Consider the following 16,068-nt stretch of genomic DNA (forward strand, 5'->3'; position numbering starts at 1 on the left):
TACGTGCAGCCACTGGTCAGGACCGCAGAACCGGGGTGCCGTAGTTGAAGTTCAGGCAGGTCGCCGAGACCGCGAGGCCGACGACCTGGACGAGCTGACCGGCCGCCGTCGGGGCCGTGGCAGTGCTGCCGCCAGCAGTCGTCGGCGAAAGGTAGGCGACGCCCGGCGAGAGACCGGTGACAGCGGTGTTGCTGCCTTCGTAGTAGCAGGTGGCCGTCGCGTTGGCTGCCACCGCCGTCAGCACGAAACAGTGCGCTTCCTTGCCTGCCGTGGACCCGTCCGCCTTGCGGACACGGAACTGACCGCTCGACGACCACACGTTCACCAAGTCCCCGGCCGCGAGAGCCTCCGACGCGATGATCTGCGCCGTGTCCGCGCCGATACCGGTCGGCATCAGATTGGCGGCGAGCTTTCCAGACCCGTCCGTAGCCACGATCTTTCCCGCGTCTCCCGAGCCAGCAGACGATGCGATCGCCTCCGTCTCGGCGAGACCACCGGACGCGGCCAGGCGAATGTACTTGTCGGGCACGATGAATCTCCCTTACGGCGCCAGAACAACGGACTGGAAGCGGTCCACAAACACACTCGTCGGGGACGTAGCGGTGCCGACCTGCGCGACGAACATGAACCGAGGACGAGACGGGGCCGCCTGAGTCAGCCGCCCCTCCTCGGAGAGGTAGACGGGGCCGACCGTCCACGACCACGACGGCTCGTCGATCGGGCCGCGGGTCACGACCTCCACCAGCCCGCCGGCCGACGCAGCACCAGCGGTGAGCCACAGTGGCGCCCACCGGTCCAGCATCCGGTTCGACGCGGCGTAGCGGACCGACCCGTCCGGGAGCGGAGTCACCACACGATGCCCCGACAAGTCCACAGCGGCGGTGGCCTGCATGCTCAGGGTGCGGGTGCTCGACACGCCGGGAGCGCCCACCACGGGAACCACAGCAACCGAACCCAAGACCGGGGCAGCAGTCGCAGCCATGGGCGGGCCGGGAGACGACACAGTCACCGACGTGGAGGACGGTGGAGCCAGGTGGATCGGCGGCAACCCAGAACCCATCTCACGCATAGACAACCGAGCCCTTCCCCCACAGCTCCGGGCGGCCATCACGGATGTAGAACAAGCGGGCCTGCTTCATGCCAGCAGCGACCGCAGCGTTCACCTGCGACGGGGAAACCGACCACGTGAACGACGCCCCATCCACGGCGGCAGCCCACACGATCGGGGCGTTACTACCAGACGACGTCAGCCGCAGCTCCGCGGACGAGCCCTGCGGCCACAGGTCGTCGTCGTTCACCACCGACGCCGTGAACCACGAATCCTTGCTCAGGTAGACGGTGAGCGCTTGAGGCTGGTAGCCGAGAGAGAGCGTCACGCCGTCACCTTTCAGCCGTTCCTACTGCCGGGAGATGTGGTCTTCCCGCTCGTTCGCTGCCTCGAGGTCCCGGGCTTCCTGCTCTGCTAGGAGGTCCGAACGACAACGCCACGCCAGGGCGGTCATCCCGGCCAGGAACAGGAACGGACCGAGGCCGAACACCGCGACGAGCGCCGACGGGGCCATGATCAGCGCTACGGCCAGGATGGCCAGAGCGACGGCGGACAGAACCCCGAAGAGACCTATCGCGATCGTGTAGGCACGTACGGTCATACGGGACTAACGCTCGCAAACCCGCGCCGTGACGGTCACACGTTGCTCAACGAGTTCCACATGCCCGTGACCGCCGCGATGATCTGCGCATCCGTGATACCGGCCTGCGCCGTCGGGCCGGCGGCAACGATCGTGGGGTCCGTGACAACCAGCGCCGCGTACTGCGTGAACATGTCCAGCCCCTGTAGCACGATCGAACGGGCGAATGCGACGCGCTGTTCCTTGCCGGTTGTACCCGTCTCGGTCACGACTTTGCGGGCTACAAAGTAGAACGCCAGAGCCACCCGCCGCTGGAACGTCGAGTCCTGCGCGATCGTGGCCGCGCCGTCCAGCGTCAAAGATGCCACGGTGCGCCTCCTAGAAGTTCGGGCCGAGGTAATGCACCGACATCTCGGTGAGGATGCCGTTCGCCGAGGGGGCGAAAGTGCAGGACGCGTTACTCCAATTGCCGAAATAGAGAATGTCTCCGGCCACAAGAGGGACCACCCGGTTCGCCTGCGTTGGGGATCCGTCCGTGCCGTTGGCGTTGAACTGGCGGATGTCGCGGGCCACCGACGATCCCGATGTCCGCGCGTTCTTCGTCACGAACCCCACGATGTTCGCTGTCGCGTTCGTCGAGGCTTGAAAGATCGTCTTGTAGTCGACCAGGTAGTTCCCGCTGACCGGGATGGTGATGTTCGTGAACGTCGCCGCGCTCGTGCTGATCGCAGCCATCCCGTAGATGTCCGCGGTGACCACCCAGTCGCCCTGCGCGTAGACGTCCGTGGAAGCAGTGAGAGACACCGTGGCGTTGAGCCGGATCCGGCAGTACGGAACCCGGCCCATCGGGTAGACCTGGCCGGCGTCGTCGATGATGTGCGGCGTGGACTTCCCGCCGCGGCGGAGCGTGAAGTTCCGCAACACAGCCGTAGGCGGGGTGCGCGGGATGGGGTCGGCGACAGCGGTCCGGAACGTCGCCACCGTGCCCAGCCACGCCTGCGCAGACGACATCGTGACCGCCGACGACACAGCGCCAGTCGCCGTAGCTACCTTCGACGCGACCGCGTAACCGTGCCCCGCTGCGCCGTTCCCGGACGCAACGATCATGAACCCGTTTGTCGGGTTCTTCCACGTCCCGCTTGAACCGATCGTCGGGGACGCCCACGCTGCGATCTGTAGCTCGTTCGCCTGGACTGTCGTGCCCGTGGTGCCGCTGTTCGCGGTCGACCCACTGCCGCTGTTGTTCGCGGAAACATCCAGTGTGCTGCCAGGCGCGATGCCCGAGTACTCGAACAGGCCGACAGCCCACCGAGGGGACAAGGTCGCCGAAAACGACTCGGACGATCTCGAGGTAGCAGCCCCGGGCGACACGTAGTAGAGCAGCAGCTTCGACGTACCCGATGTGACACCGTCGATATAAGTCCACCCCGATGGAACGGTGACCTGCGGCGCGCCTGACCCGCCCGACGACGCCACCACGTACACCGACATCACGAGCAAGTTCCCGGGCTTCGTCGCCGACGTCCACTTCGGGGTGATCGCCGACGCCGGCCCGGAGTCGATCCACGAACGGGACTGCCGCAGAGTCGGTTTCTGAAAACCGGTGGCGGGCTGCTCGCACAGGTCGAGGTAGTCGGACTCGATCTGGGAGCCGTTCCCGAACTCGATCCGGCCAGAGAGGTACGCGTTGGACTGGCCCGTCGCCGGATCCCGGGACAGGGCGAAGCCTGTGTTGACGCCGTCCCAGTACAGCAGCGGCGTGACCGCGTCGCCGATCTCCGTGCGCCACCCGTTCGGGTCGCCCGCAATCAGAGTGTTCACCAAGACCAGCAGGGCCTCGAGCTTGTCCGCCGTCACCGAACCGGCCTGGATCGCACCCGCCGTCACCGAGTTCGCGGCCAACTTGTCCGCCGTCACAGCCAGCGCCGCGATCTTCTCCGCGATCACCGACGCAGCGACCAGCTTCTCCGTCGACACCGACCCAGCGGCCAGGTTCGCGGCCTGCACCCCGCCGGCGACGATGTTCGTCGACGTCACCGAATCCGCGGCGAGCTTCCCCGCAACGATCGAGTTCGAGATGATCTCGTTCGCGCCGATCGTGTTCGCAGCGACCGTGCCGGCGGTGACCGCATTCGCTGCGATCTTCCCGGCCACCACCGAGTTCGCGGCGAGCTCCGTCGCCCCGACCACACCCGCCGAGATCGTCCCAGCAGTGATGGCGTTCGCCGCAACCTTCCCTGCGACCACACTGTTCGCCGACAACTCCGCCGACCCAACAGCGCCATCCTGGATCGCCGGAGCCGTGACAGCGTTCGCGGCGATCTTCGAGGCATCCACCGCGCCAGACGCGAGCTTGCTGGTGTCGACCGCGCTACCGGCGATCGTCGTTCCCGTCACAGCGCCGTTCTGGATGTGCGCCGTCCCGATCGCCCCGGACCCGATAGCCCCCGACCCGAGCGGCAGCGACACCCACGACGAACCGTTCCAGCGGGACACCGCGTTCCCGGCGGACGTGTTGAACCACAAGTCCCCCACCGACACGCCCGTAGGGGCGGCGGCCTGGTAGAACGCCTGGATCTTCCCGTCCGCCGTCGACTGCGCCGTCTGCGCGTTGACCAGCGCCGCCGCGATCCGAGTGTCCGACACCAGCACCCACGTGGACCCGGACCAGCGGTACAACTTGTTCGCGTCGTCCGTGTCCAGCCACAGATCGCCGGTGTTCGCACCCGACGGTGACGACGCCTGGTAGTAGACGGTGACCTTGCCGTCGACAGCGGCCTCAGCGCCCGCAGCCGCCGACAGAGCGTTCGCGGCATCCGTCTGCGCCTGCTGAGCCGACGCCAAAGCGGCAGCCACGCCCTGGTCGTTGACCGCGACCCAACCCGACCCGGAGTAGCGGTACAGCTTGTTCTGGTCGTCGGAGTCAGCCCACAGAGACCCCTGAGCAATCGTCCCAGTAGGCGCCGAAGCCTGGTAGAAGGTGGCGATCGAGCCGATGTCCGCGGCCGTGAACGTCACTTTCGCCGGCGTGATCGACCCGTCCACGATCTTCGTCGCGTCCACCGAGCCGTTCGCCAGCTTCGACAGGTCCACGACCTGATTCCCGAGCTGCGCCGTACCGACTGCCCCCGCGGCCAGTTTCGCCTGCGTGACCGCATTCGCCGCTAGCTTCGTCTCGGTGACAAGCCCGTCCAGGATCTCCGTCGCCACCACTGGCTGCGGACGGGCAGGGCCGGCCACAAACGACGGCTCCGACGCCACACCCGACGTGTTGTAGGCGATCAGGACGCACCAGTGGTCCGTCTCCGGCAACGGCGCAACCGGCATCGTCGCCGCACCCAGGAAGTGGCCGACGACGTTCCCGTCCGACGGGATGAACGCCTGCCCGACCGGAGACACGAACACCTTGACGTGCGTGAAGTCCGACGGGGCCTGGCCGGCGAACTCGCCGTTCCAAGTGACCGCGACACCGTTGACCGTGCCCGTCAGCTGCGGGGTGTTCGGGCGAGGAGGGGCGGTGCCGTTGACCGCGAACCAGCCGAACTTGCCATCGACCTGAGCGCCGATACCGACCCGCTGTACACCGTTGTCGGTGAACCACAGCGTTCCGTTGTCGACGCTCGAGTTCCCCAACTGAGAGGCCCGCTGCCCTGCTTTGAGGGTGTCGACCTCGCGGCGGAGCTCGGCGAGTTCACGGACCAGGGTCCGGGTTGCCGGATCGGCGATTCGGGACGCGTCGACCACCGCCACCTCGCATCCATCGCAGCCGGGGGGAGTCGCAGTGGGGGCGTCTAGAAGGTGGAACTGGACCGCAGCGCGAGCTTCACCGACTCGGAGGCCGGGGTGTACACGATCGACAGGACCCGCTGCTTCAACTGCAGATAGCCCAGCCACGGGATGTCCGCCGCAACCGGCACGTCATCCCCAACGTCGTATGAGCCGAGCGACGCGTTCGGGTGCCTCGCGTGCACGGTCACCTCAGTGACGTCGGCCAAAGCCTGACGACGGTTCAGCTCGTCCAAGGCGATAGCGTTCGCGGCCTGGATCGAGTCGATCGTCTTGTCCTCGACCACCACGACACGGCGCAGCCGGTTCCTCAGCGGACGTGACGCCTCACCGCGGATCCGCGCCGTCCCCTCGCCCTTACCGAGGACGACGACGTGCGAGGCGTACCGGTCGTCGGGCTCTTCCGGCCCGATCGCGGCGATGATGTTTTCCTCCTGCGCGAACCGCACACCCGTGGGTGTCGTGCCGATCCGCGGGTATCCCAACTCGATCCAGTGGATGACGTCGGTCTTCGCCGCGTTCCAGGCGCACCGCTCCACGAAATCGAACGGGGTCTCCTTCGCGAGCGACTCGATCTCGGACTGGCAGTCCTTGTGCTCCCACCAGTCCAGCGCCGAGTACGGGCCGGCGGTGAAGTCCACCTGGCTCGTCGTCGTGTCGGTCGTAGTGGTTCCGGTGGTCGCGCCATCAGCGCTTGCGGTGAAGGAAACTTCCTTCTTCGGTGTCCCCACCTGCGCATCGGTCTCGCCGACGACGGTGACGCCGAGGTTGCTCGCCGGGTAGGACTGCAACTCAGCCCAGATAGCGCGGACGATGTCGGCCGGATCCAAGCCCAACCCCACACCGGTCTCCCCCGACGCGGAGTCCGTACCCGAAAGCAGGAACTTCCCCAAGTAGGGGATGCCCTTCGCGTACGCAGACGGGCCGGCCGCATCCAACGTGAGCGTCTCGTCGGCGTCGATCTGCGCGGGCTGCAAAATCCCCGACGCCCGGATCACCCCGTCCTCCTCGACGTGAATCCACGTCGCCCACGGCTCAAGCCCGATGTCGCGGATGTCGCGGAGCTCAGCCGGGAAGTTTCCGGAGATCGCGGTCGGCCCGGACAGATTCCACTGCACAGTCAAGTCGCTGACCCGGATGTCCCAGTGCAGGAACCGCTTCGTCAAGATGTCCTGGGCGATGACTCTCGTCGACTCCGGCACCGGCTAGTCCGGGTACCTCTGGAAGAAAACATTCAGCCGAGACGTGGTGCCGGCCTTCGCGTCCATTCGTCCCGGCCCGTTGTAGTAGTGCCGCATCTGCAGGCGGAACGTCACGACCCGCCCCCTGATGCTCGAGGGGACAGCGAACGTGCCCCCATAGGGGATCGTGTGGCGGGCCGGGACCTGCCCGTAGTCCAACGCCACCGTCAGCGGAGCCTGCGCCGACCCGTTCACCGTCATCCAGATCTCGCCGAAGATGTCGCCGTTCAAGATCTGCGCGCCGTAGACCGCAGCGTCGATGTCCATGCTGGTCGCCCAAGACGGGATCGGCACATCCCACGTGGCGGCGGCCGGCCAGCTCTGCGTCGCCGTGGTGTTCGCGTTCAGGTAGTTGTGAACGGTGTCGGACGACGGATAGTTCGCGTCCCGCGCCGACGGCTTGAACTGCACATAGCTCGACTGCGCGATCGGGGGCGGGGTCACTGGCGGGTTGTCAATAATGACTGTGCGGGTACCGCCGAGCGTTGCGAGAGACCTCAGGTCCGTGATGTGCGACTGCTGCACGATCCCGGTGCTCGCTGGCCGAGTGATCCGAGCCAGGGTGATAGCCGACCAGCCGCCCTCTGTGGGTCGCTGCGCGATGTCCCACGTCGTCGAGGCGACCCCTTCAATGACCTCGATGAACGCGTACGGACCGTCGATGGCGGCCTGCCCCGTGGGCGTCGCCCACGACCCGGCCCCGGACACGTAGGGGTCTTTGATGACGAGAATGACGAGATCTGACCGACCGCCCGACGACGTCGTCGGGGACACCGTCACTTGCTCTGCCACATCGAACTTGCCCGCGTACCCCTCGTAGTTGCTGGCGAGGTGTTTCGCGCGGACCATGTATGCACCAGGCATCGCCTGAACCGCCGCCCCAGGCGTACCCAATGCCTTGATGGCGCAGTCGGCGGTCCCCAGAACGCCCTGAACCCCGGTCGTCAGCCCGTAGGCGAGGAGCCGGATCGACGCCGGAGTGTGCAGGGCGTTCTGGCCGATGTAGATCGGGTTGGGCAAAGCCACGCCGAACCTCCTGGGAGTAGCGGGTCACGGCACGGCGGAAGGCGCCAAGAACGAAAGGAGCGCTAGTACGTGGAGTGCGCGGGACGGACAGACGTCGTCACCGAAGAAGTGCCAGTCGGATCGAACCCGCGGAGCAGGACCTGGGCCGTGCCCGGAGGGACACGCATCTGCGAGAGCCGTTGCGACGTCGCAGTGAAGTCACCGGCGAAGTTCGCGCCGTCACTGACCCGACGAACACCTCGAGCCCACGGCGTCGGCTCGACCGTGATGGCCTGGTCGTAGGCGATCGTCGTGTTCAACGTCGCCGACCACATGCCGACGAGCTCGATCGTGGGCTGCTGGATCGGGCCGCGCACCGTCCACGACAACCACGCAGGCTTCGACCCGGACACACTCAGCTGCCCCGAAGCGATCCCGGCAGTGGTAGCCGCCCATCCCCCGGTCTGCGGGCCGATCAGCCCGCCCAACTGGGCCGGCACGAACGGCACCACAAGCTGAGCAGTGCTGTCGCCGTAGTAGAGATTGTCGACCGTGTTGAACTCGGCGACGTAGTCGATCCGGCCCTGATGATCGAACGTCGACGTCGGAGCGAGCTTCCCCGTGCGACCGTAGACGCGTCGCGGCTCGCCGGCCCAGTTCCAGCGCAGAACCGAGACGGCGCCCGGGACGCTGCGGACAGACTCCGCGTCCCAAGCAGCCTCGAGCGCAGCCGCCGCGGCCCTACCCTCAGCCTTCGTGTAACAGTCGACCGTGATCTCGAGGGTGATCGTCCGCCCCCCCCGATGGCCCCGACCCCAGATCTGGCCATCAGCACGGGGTGCGTTCGTCGGGTCGTCCCGGACATCGGCCTCACCGAACTCGGGTGTGCCGACGATGTACTTCGTGCCGTCCCGGAACTGGCCGCGACCCATCAACAACGACCCGTCGAGCTCCCACTGGCGGTCGAGCAGCACAGCCATCAGGCGTGCACCCCTCCCCGCTTCACCGACTTCACCCCGAAGTTGATCGCCCGTGCGACGTCAGCCGTCGTGGCGCCCTGCGGGGTGGTCACGTTCAAGTTCTCGAAAACCGGCGCGGACCGCAGCGGCTCGTACGGCGCCATCTCGACCTTCACGCCGTTCTTCCCCACCAGCTGCGTCAGCGTGTCGTAGCTGCGGGTCTCGACGTTGTTGAGGACGCGCTCCGGGTACTTCGTCCCGTTGAACCCGCCCTCACCCGGCTCCATGATTCCGCCGTTGTCGTAGAACCCGCGGGCACGGTGGAACGCCCACGCCTTCACCGGGTCCCCGTAGCGCTGCCGGATGTAGCCGAGGCCCCAGTTCGCCTGACCGGCCGGCGTCGGCTCGACCGGGCCGTACAGCGACGTCATCTTCTGGAACAGCCCGCGCGCCGATGTGGTCGGGTTCGCCGCGCCCGGATCCCACGACGACTCTTTCGCGACCAGCGGGAAGATGCCGTTGTCCCACTGCGGGCCCTTGTCCCACCCACCGAACCGGGCCGCGACCTGCTTCACCTGCTCGACCACAGCGCCGGAGATACCCGAGATGTCGACGCCCCCACCCGAGGTCGCGAACATCGCCATCAACTGGGTGAGCGCCTTCTCCTTCACCTTGTCAGCAGAGAAACGCGCAACGCCCTGGCCGCGAGCGACCTGGTCCGACGGACCGAAGAACTTCGGGACGTCCCCGATCTCCTTGTACGCCTTCGCGAACGCCTCGTTCACCGCCGGCGTCGGGTCGAACCCACCACCGCCAGCCCCACCCGAGACGAACTGCCCGCCGACGACCGGAAGGTGGAACTGCTGCGTGAAATAGCCGTTGTCGGCGCCCCAGCGGGACGGGAAAGAGAACGGGGTTCCATTCGGGCCGTGCTGCTCCGCGTTCTGCCCACCAAGAGTGGCCGCCATGTGATCGTTGGGCTTGTTGCCGATTGCGTAGGCACTCTTAAGCCCTGGCGCGAACCCGCCCCAGGGCATACTCGCGGTTGTCCCAATTCGGCCGGAGTTTGGCGGGCGACCGGAAAGGATGTGCGTGATGGCGCTCTGGAGAGAGCTGCAGTCCATGCCGGCGCGCGGGTTAGTGCCGCCACCGTAGACGTAGGGGGCCCCTCGCGCCTCTGTCGAGAGGTACCGCTTGGCCGCGTTGATCCGCTGGTCTACTGGGCCACCGGCGGCCCGCCGGGGCACGTTCTGGTCGAACCCGGACCGGCCGTGGAATTTCTTCGGGCTGACCCGCTGCAGCCCACCGGCTGCCTGCAACGCCTCGCCGTCCCCCGAGTTCAGAGCCGAGAGGAACGGGAGGGTCCGCTTCGCGACCTTCTCCCGGACCACGTACTCGCCGTTCGACACCCGCGCGGTCGCCATCCCACCCGAGTCGAGCCCGAGAATGGAGTCGGAGGTGCCGGTTCCCGGGCCGCGGAGGAGACCACCAGCCGCGAAGTTCGGGATGTAGGGGTTGACGTGCTTGCCTAGCGAGAACTGGCCGTCGAGGTGGTTCCAGGCGTCGGTGATCGACCGGATCGGGAAGTTGATGACCCACTTCAGTGGGTTCCCCGAGTCCGGCATCGTCCGCGCCAACTGGGCACGCCACGAATCCGCGAACGCCGTTGTCGAACCAGCCGTGACGCCTTGCGCGCCCCGCACCTGCCCGAGGTGGTTCTGCACAACCCCCGACATGTTCGTGGTCGCACCGGACATGTTCGCGGTCTGGACCTGCGTGTTCAGGGCGAGCGCGTTGTTCGCCATCACCGTCTGCCCCTGCGACAGCCGGAGCCCGGTGTGCTGCAGCTGCGACGTCTGCGACATGCCCGTGGTCGCCGCGGCCATGCCGGCGTTCGTGGCCGCCGAGTTCGCGGCCGTGATGTTCGAGCTCACCTGCGTGGCGGCCTGGCCAGCGCGGAGCCCGGCGTGCTGGGCCTGGGACTGCAGGCTCATCCCGGTGGTAGTGGCGGCGACGTTCGCGTTGTTCGCTGCCGCGTTCTGCGCAGTCAGGTTCGTCGACAGCTGCGTAGCCGTCTGACCGGCCCGGAGACCGGCGTGCTGAGCCTGCGCGGCCAGCGACATACCGGTGGTCGTCGCGGCCATGCTCGCCGAGTTGATAGCCGTGTTCGCCGCGGTCGCGGCCGTCGACACCTGAGTAGCGACCTGCGCCGCCTGCAGCTGCGCGTTGGCCATGGGAGCCTGGACCCCGACCTGCACCCCGTACTGCAACAGCGCCGGGAACAGAGCTCCGGTCATGGCTCCCACGAGTGGGGTCACGCCGGCCGTGGTCATCTGCTGCTGCCCCGCCGTCACCGCGGCCAGGGCAGGAGCCAGCATCCCCGCCGTAGCGGTAGCCGACGCCATCTGGGCCGACAGGGCGCCCGTCGCCCCGGCTGCTGCGGTAGTAGCGGCAGGGTCACCAGTCGGCACCGGGACCGGCGCGGCACTCGGGGCAGCAGAGGGGGAAGCGCCGCCGCCAGCAGGCATCGGCTTTGCGGCGCCGCCGGCGGCGAACCCGACCGGGCCACCCTTCGCCATCCCATTGATCGCGGTCAGCGTCTTGAGGCCGACAGCCTCCACCGACTGCTTCCGGACCACGAACTCGCCCGGGGTGAGCATCGCGGGGACCGTGTCCGACTTCGCGATCCGCTTCGACCCGCGAGCACCCTGCGCGTAGCCGCGGATGACCTGCTTGTGCGAGATCGCGCCGCCGGCCGCGTAGCCGGGAATCAAGCCGCCCTCCGCCCACCCAACAAGGCGGCGCGCCGCCGAGATCTGCGGGCCGATCACCGGGATCGAGCCGAGCCCGTCGAGCATCGTCCCGATCAGCCGCCGGAATGCCTCCTCAGCGGGCCCGACGTTTGCGCCGACGTCGAACGACTGCGGCTTACGCGCGTTGTCCTGAACGCCGGCGACCTTGTTGTTCGCGGGCTGCGGGTTGCCGTCGACCGTCATCACGCCGGTGGTCTTGTCGACCTTGACGCGCATGCCGTTGAGCTTCCCGTCGCACGGGACCGGGTTGCCGTCGACGAACATCGTGCCCGTCGTGCCGTCCGTCTTGGCCTTGATGCCGAGGCGAGCCTGGTCGGCGGGCGAGATGTTGCCGTTGATCCCGACCGTGCCGGTGGTGGCGTCGACGTTGAGCTTGAACCCGCCGACTGTCGCCGTCGCCGGGCCGGGGTCAGCGTCGACCCCGATAGTGCCCTTGGTCGAGTCGACAGCAGCCTTGACAGCGGCGAGAGCCGGGTAGACGGGGCTAGCGTTCGCGTCAAGCTGGACCGTCTTACCGTTCGGGAAGACCGCGACAGCGTTCCCCGCGTTGTCGATCTGCACCTTCGCGCCTGCAGCCGACAGGCCCGCATAGTCGAGGCCCTGAACCATCTGCTGCAACGCAGGGGTGAGCTGACCGGTGGTCTTCGAGACCATGTCGCCGATCGACTGCGCGTAGGCGGTGTTCGAGGCCGCCGACGTGTCGACGACGCCCTTCTTCTTCGCCTCCTCCGCCGCAGCACGCATCGCAGCATCGGCCTGCGCGGTCTGCGCCTGCTGCAAGCGGAGCTCGGCGTCCTTCGCCTCATCCGAGCCCGCGCCCGAGTTCCGGACCGCAGCCGCGTACTCATCCTGGGCCTGCTTCGTCGACCGCACCGACTGCTCGAGACCGAGGCGGGCGTTGATGCTGCCCAAGATCTTGTTCTGCTGGTCCGTGAGCGCCTGAGTGGCGTTCATCGTGGCGCGCCGGGCGTTCTCCTGCTCCCGAGCCACAGTCGCCGAGGAGGACGCGAGCTGGCGCTGTGCCTCGATTGCCTGAGGCGAGTTCACCCCGAAGTCGCGGACAGCCTTCTCGTAGTTGCCCTGGGTCTCCGTCGCGATTGACTGGGCCCGCTGCAGGTCCGTCATGGACGCGCGCCGCTTGTCCAGTTCGGCCCGGACCTCCTCGACGGAAGTCGCGATGCCCATCTCGGATTTGATCCAGTTGTCGAGGTCGCTGATCCAGTTCGGCCCGATGACGCCGCCTGTAGAGCGCTGCGCCTCGACGGCAGCCGTCGCCTCCTGCGCGGACTTGCCGCCCCTCTCCATAGCGTCAGCAAGTTCGTTCGTGCTTGTCGTGCTGGCATCGACGATCGCAGTCAGCGCCAGTACGGCGCCGCCGACTAGCGGAAGCCCCGAAGCCAGGCCGGACGCAGCCGTACCGGCCATCTGCATACCGCGACCGGCCGCATAGCCAGCGGTGGCCGAGCCGGTCATCTTCTGAACAAACCCGCCGCTGGCGGCGCCCGCTCGGTCGAATCCCGTCCGCATGTTCGTCAACGCGGTCGTCGCCGCCAGCGCGGACGGGTTGAAGAGCGTCGACGAGACATTTGCGAACCCGCGCAGACCACCCACGCTCTGCGCGATCGCCATCCCTGACATCGCCGTGCCCAGCTTGGAGGCCGCGGCCGCGGCGAGACCCGCCCCTGCCACGACCGAAGTCAGGCCAGGGTTGAGCTGCGCCAGCCACGACACCCAGTCCGTGATCCCGCGAACCACCTCGAGCACCGCGCCACCCAGGGGGGCCAAACTCACCGCGAACTGCGCCAGGTCGGAGCCGACGTCGGCCAGCCACCCGCCCAGATACTCGAGCGTGTCCCCGGCCTTCTGCAGCCAGTTCGTGAGCTCGCCCGTCTGCCGGGCCCCGATCACCCACGACTCGAACGCCTGCGCCGAGTTCTCGGCGAGCCTCGCGAACCGCTCCGTGACCGGACCAGCTGCAGCCGTCAGGTCGGTGAGCGCGCCGAACATGTGCAGCCCCGCGTCGCCGTACGACTGCAGGGCCCTGTTGTTCGACGACATGATCGAAGCGAAAGACGCCTGGAACGGCGGAGACGCCGCGAGCTTCCCGCCCCGCTCGGCCAGATCGCCGATGATGCTGCCGGTCTCCGCAAGCCCCTGCCGCAGCACCGGCTCCACCGCCAGGAGACTGCGCATGCCGCGCTCGACGCCGGGCAGCATCTCCTCGGCGATCGCGCCAGTGACGCGCTTCCACGCCGGTTGGAACTCGTTACGCAGGAAGTTGACCATGGATCGGCCAGCGGGGGTCAGCTTCGACAGGGCGTACTCGGCCTGTTTCGCTCCACCCGCCGCAGCTTCGCCGCCCGCCGTGTAGGCCTCAGCCAACTGGCGCTGAGCTGCGCTGACGGCGCGAGCCGAGTCCTCCTGCTGCCAGGCCGCTTGCTGGATCGCCTGTCCCACAGCGGCTTGACTAGCGCTGACTTGGTCGGCCGCATCGGCGTTCGCCCAAGCCGCTTGCTGAGACGCTCGGCCGATTCCGGCGTAAGCATCGCTAACGGCTGCTGCCGCATCCGACTGCTGCCAACTCGCCTGAATGGCCTGCTGGGCCGCCGCCTCTTGAGCTGCAGAAACCGCTTTCGCTCCGGAAATCTGAGCCTCGGTGACCCCGGCCGTGGCAGCGCCGACTCCGCGCTGAGCTTCCTCCAGCGAGCGCGTGGCCGCGACGACTTGGTCAGACCCCTGGACCCCGGTCCGCGCCCACTTCGCCTGCTCCTGAGTCAGGTCCCCGTAGCGGACCTGAGTCTCCTTCAGATTCTGCTCGGCCTCACGAACCGACAAGGCCATATCAGCCATCGCGAGGGGATCGGTCCCAGCACCAGCCTTCGCCAGGCGGTCACGCGCCTGAGCCAGAGAAAGCGCCGCGCGCTCCTCAGACAGACCCGCCCCAGCAACGCTGAGCTGCAGATCACGGTTCGCTCGGACCGCATCTTGGGTAGCACGCGTCAACGCCTCTTGGGCGTACTGCCGTGCCCGCTGACTATTGGCCAACGAGGCTTCAGCAGAGGCCACGCGGGCGTTCGCTGAGGCCTGAGCATCGGCGACCGCACGAGCCGCTGCCGCCCGCTGCCAGCCCGCCTGGATGGCTTGGCGGGACGCTGCGACCTCGGCCTGACCGGCCGCTCGGACCGCTGCCGCTACCTGCTGTGCGCCAGTGATCGCGGTCCGGGCCTGCTGTGTCCTCGACTGATTCAGCGAGGCGATCGCGGATCCGACCTGCTGGGCGCCCGTGATCGCCGCCCGATCAGCCTGCGTCTGAGCCTGCGCCAAAGCCGACTGGGCCGAAGCGACCTGCTTAGCGCCGGCAGACCTAGTCCCCGACGCGGCAGCCGACGACGTCGCCGCCGACTTCTCATCCGCCTCGAGCGCCTTCAGCGCATCCCCGATACCGGAGAACCCAGCAATACCGGCCGCAGCGCCCTGCCCGAGAGCACCCGCGGCGCCACCCACAGCCGCCAAAGCAGCAGCAGCCGCCGGAGCGGCAGCAGCGATCGCCCCCAGGGCAGCGACAACGCCGCCCAGCATCAGCGCCGCGTTACCGGCCCCCGACGCGTCGACATTGACGTTGACGCGCTTACCGCCCAGTTCGGCGACCTGAGCCCGCAGCGCGGCGATCTTCGCCGACGCAGACGCGATATCGGCGTCCACCTGAACCGACGGGGCCAACGACCCCAGACGGGTCAACTCGGCGGTCAGCCGCAGAATCTCCTGCTGCGCCTGCGCCGCCTTCACCTGCACATCCGGCGACGCCGAAGTCAGATCCAGGCGAGACAGCTCCGACTGCAACGCCGACAACTGCAGCTGCGCGCGCGAAACATCCGCGACAACCTCAGGCGTCGCCCGCGCCGCATCAACCTGCGCAAGCTGCTGGTTGACCAAACCCAGCTTCGCCGACGCCGCCGCGATATCCGCGTCCACCTGCGGGGACGGCTTCATCGCGCCCAGGCGCTCAAGCTCCGCCCGGATCCGCAGCGCCTCCTGCTGCGCCCGCGCGATCTGCAGCTCAACCTCGGGGGTGGCCGTCTGCTGAGACAGGGTAGCCAGCCGGTTATCCAGCTCCGACAGCCGCGCCATCGCCTGCGACGTGTCAGCGGTGACCTTCGGCTCGGTCTTCTTCCGCTCGATCTCGTCCAACAGCCCGTTGAACTTTTCGAGCTTCGCCTGGCCCTCGGCGATCATCGCGTCGACGTTGACGCTGGCCTTGCGCTCGTTCAGCCGTTCAAGCTCGCCATTGATCTTGTTGAGGTCACGCTGCGCCTCAGCGATCTGAGTCTTGACCTTCGGCGACGCGGTCTTCTTGTTGAGCTCATCGATCTTGTCGATCAGCTCATTCGCGCGGGCCTCAGCAACCGCGATGTCGAACTCGACACCAGGGTTGGCCTTCTCCTTGTCCAGCGCCTTCAGCTCACGCTGGACCTCGGCGATCGCCGCTTTGACCTTCGACGCATCCGCATCGAGATCGACACTCTTCTCGAGGTCAATCCGCTTTAGTTCAGATTCCGCTTTCTTAGAAAAGCCGCGAACTGACGGTAAGAGCGTGACATATCCAGACCCCAATTCGTAATCGGGCATTCGATGTCAC

At 67.5% G+C, this 16,068-nt stretch carries 10 protein-coding genes; all 10 read right to left on the reverse strand.

Annotated features, from left to right (window positions below):
• Positions 1–16: 16 nt before the first annotated feature.
• The 10 genes from EV383_RS21560 to EV383_RS21605 all read right to left on the reverse strand — a co-directional run bounded on the left by EV383_RS21560 (position 17) and on the right by EV383_RS21605 (position 16,058).
• The gene (locus EV383_RS21560; RefSeq protein ID WP_130291598.1) at positions 17–529 is read right to left on the reverse strand and encodes a hypothetical protein; all 513 of its coding nucleotides are present in this window, start codon (positions 527–529) and stop codon (positions 17–19) included.
• Between the two features lie 12 nt (positions 530–541).
• Entirely contained in the window at positions 542–892 is a 351-nt protein-coding gene (locus EV383_RS21565; protein ID WP_130291599.1) for a hypothetical protein, read from the reverse strand.
• A gap of 169 nt (positions 893–1,061) precedes the next feature.
• The gene (locus tag EV383_RS21570; protein ID WP_130291600.1) at positions 1,062–1,376 is read right to left on the reverse strand and encodes an LtfC-like domain-containing protein; all 315 of its coding nucleotides are present in this window, start codon (positions 1,374–1,376) and stop codon (positions 1,062–1,064) included.
• 21 nt (positions 1,377–1,397) lie between these two features.
• A complete protein-coding gene (locus EV383_RS21575) occupies positions 1,398–1,649 on the reverse strand; it encodes a hypothetical protein (RefSeq protein ID WP_130291601.1) in 252 nt (83 codons plus the stop codon).
• A gap of 35 nt (positions 1,650–1,684) precedes the next feature.
• On the reverse strand, positions 1,685–1,996 hold the full coding sequence (locus EV383_RS21580) for a hypothetical protein (RefSeq protein WP_130291602.1): 312 nt from the start codon (positions 1,994–1,996) through the stop codon (positions 1,685–1,687).
• Positions 1,997–2,006: 10 nt separating this feature from the next.
• On the reverse strand, positions 2,007–5,378 hold the full coding sequence (locus EV383_RS21585) for a hypothetical protein (protein WP_130291603.1): 3,372 nt from the start codon (positions 5,376–5,378) through the stop codon (positions 2,007–2,009).
• Positions 5,379–5,419: 41 nt separating this feature from the next.
• Positions 5,420–6,616 carry a hypothetical protein gene (locus tag EV383_RS21590; RefSeq protein ID WP_130291604.1) on the reverse strand — a complete coding sequence of 399 codons (1,197 nt, stop codon included), beginning with the start codon at positions 6,614–6,616 and terminating at the stop codon, positions 5,420–5,422.
• Between the two features lie 3 nt (positions 6,617–6,619).
• A complete protein-coding gene (locus EV383_RS21595; protein WP_130291605.1) occupies positions 6,620–7,681 on the reverse strand; it encodes a hypothetical protein in 1,062 nt (353 codons plus the stop codon).
• 62 nt (positions 7,682–7,743) lie between these two features.
• Complete coding sequence (locus EV383_RS21600) at positions 7,744–8,640, reverse strand: hypothetical protein (RefSeq protein ID WP_130291606.1); 897 nt, start codon at positions 8,638–8,640, stop codon at positions 7,744–7,746.
• Positions 8,640–16,058 carry an aggregation-promoting factor C-terminal-like domain-containing protein gene (locus EV383_RS21605; protein WP_130291607.1) on the reverse strand — a complete coding sequence of 2,473 codons (7,419 nt, stop codon included), beginning with the start codon at positions 16,056–16,058 and terminating at the stop codon, positions 8,640–8,642. Before EV383_RS21605 ends, EV383_RS21600 begins: the two co-directional genes overlap by 1 nt.
• Between the last annotated feature and the right edge of the window lie 10 nt (positions 16,059–16,068).

The organism is Pseudonocardia sediminis, assembly GCF_004217185.1.
GTDB classification, from domain to species: Bacteria; Actinomycetota; Actinomycetes; order Mycobacteriales; family Pseudonocardiaceae; genus Pseudonocardia; species Pseudonocardia sediminis.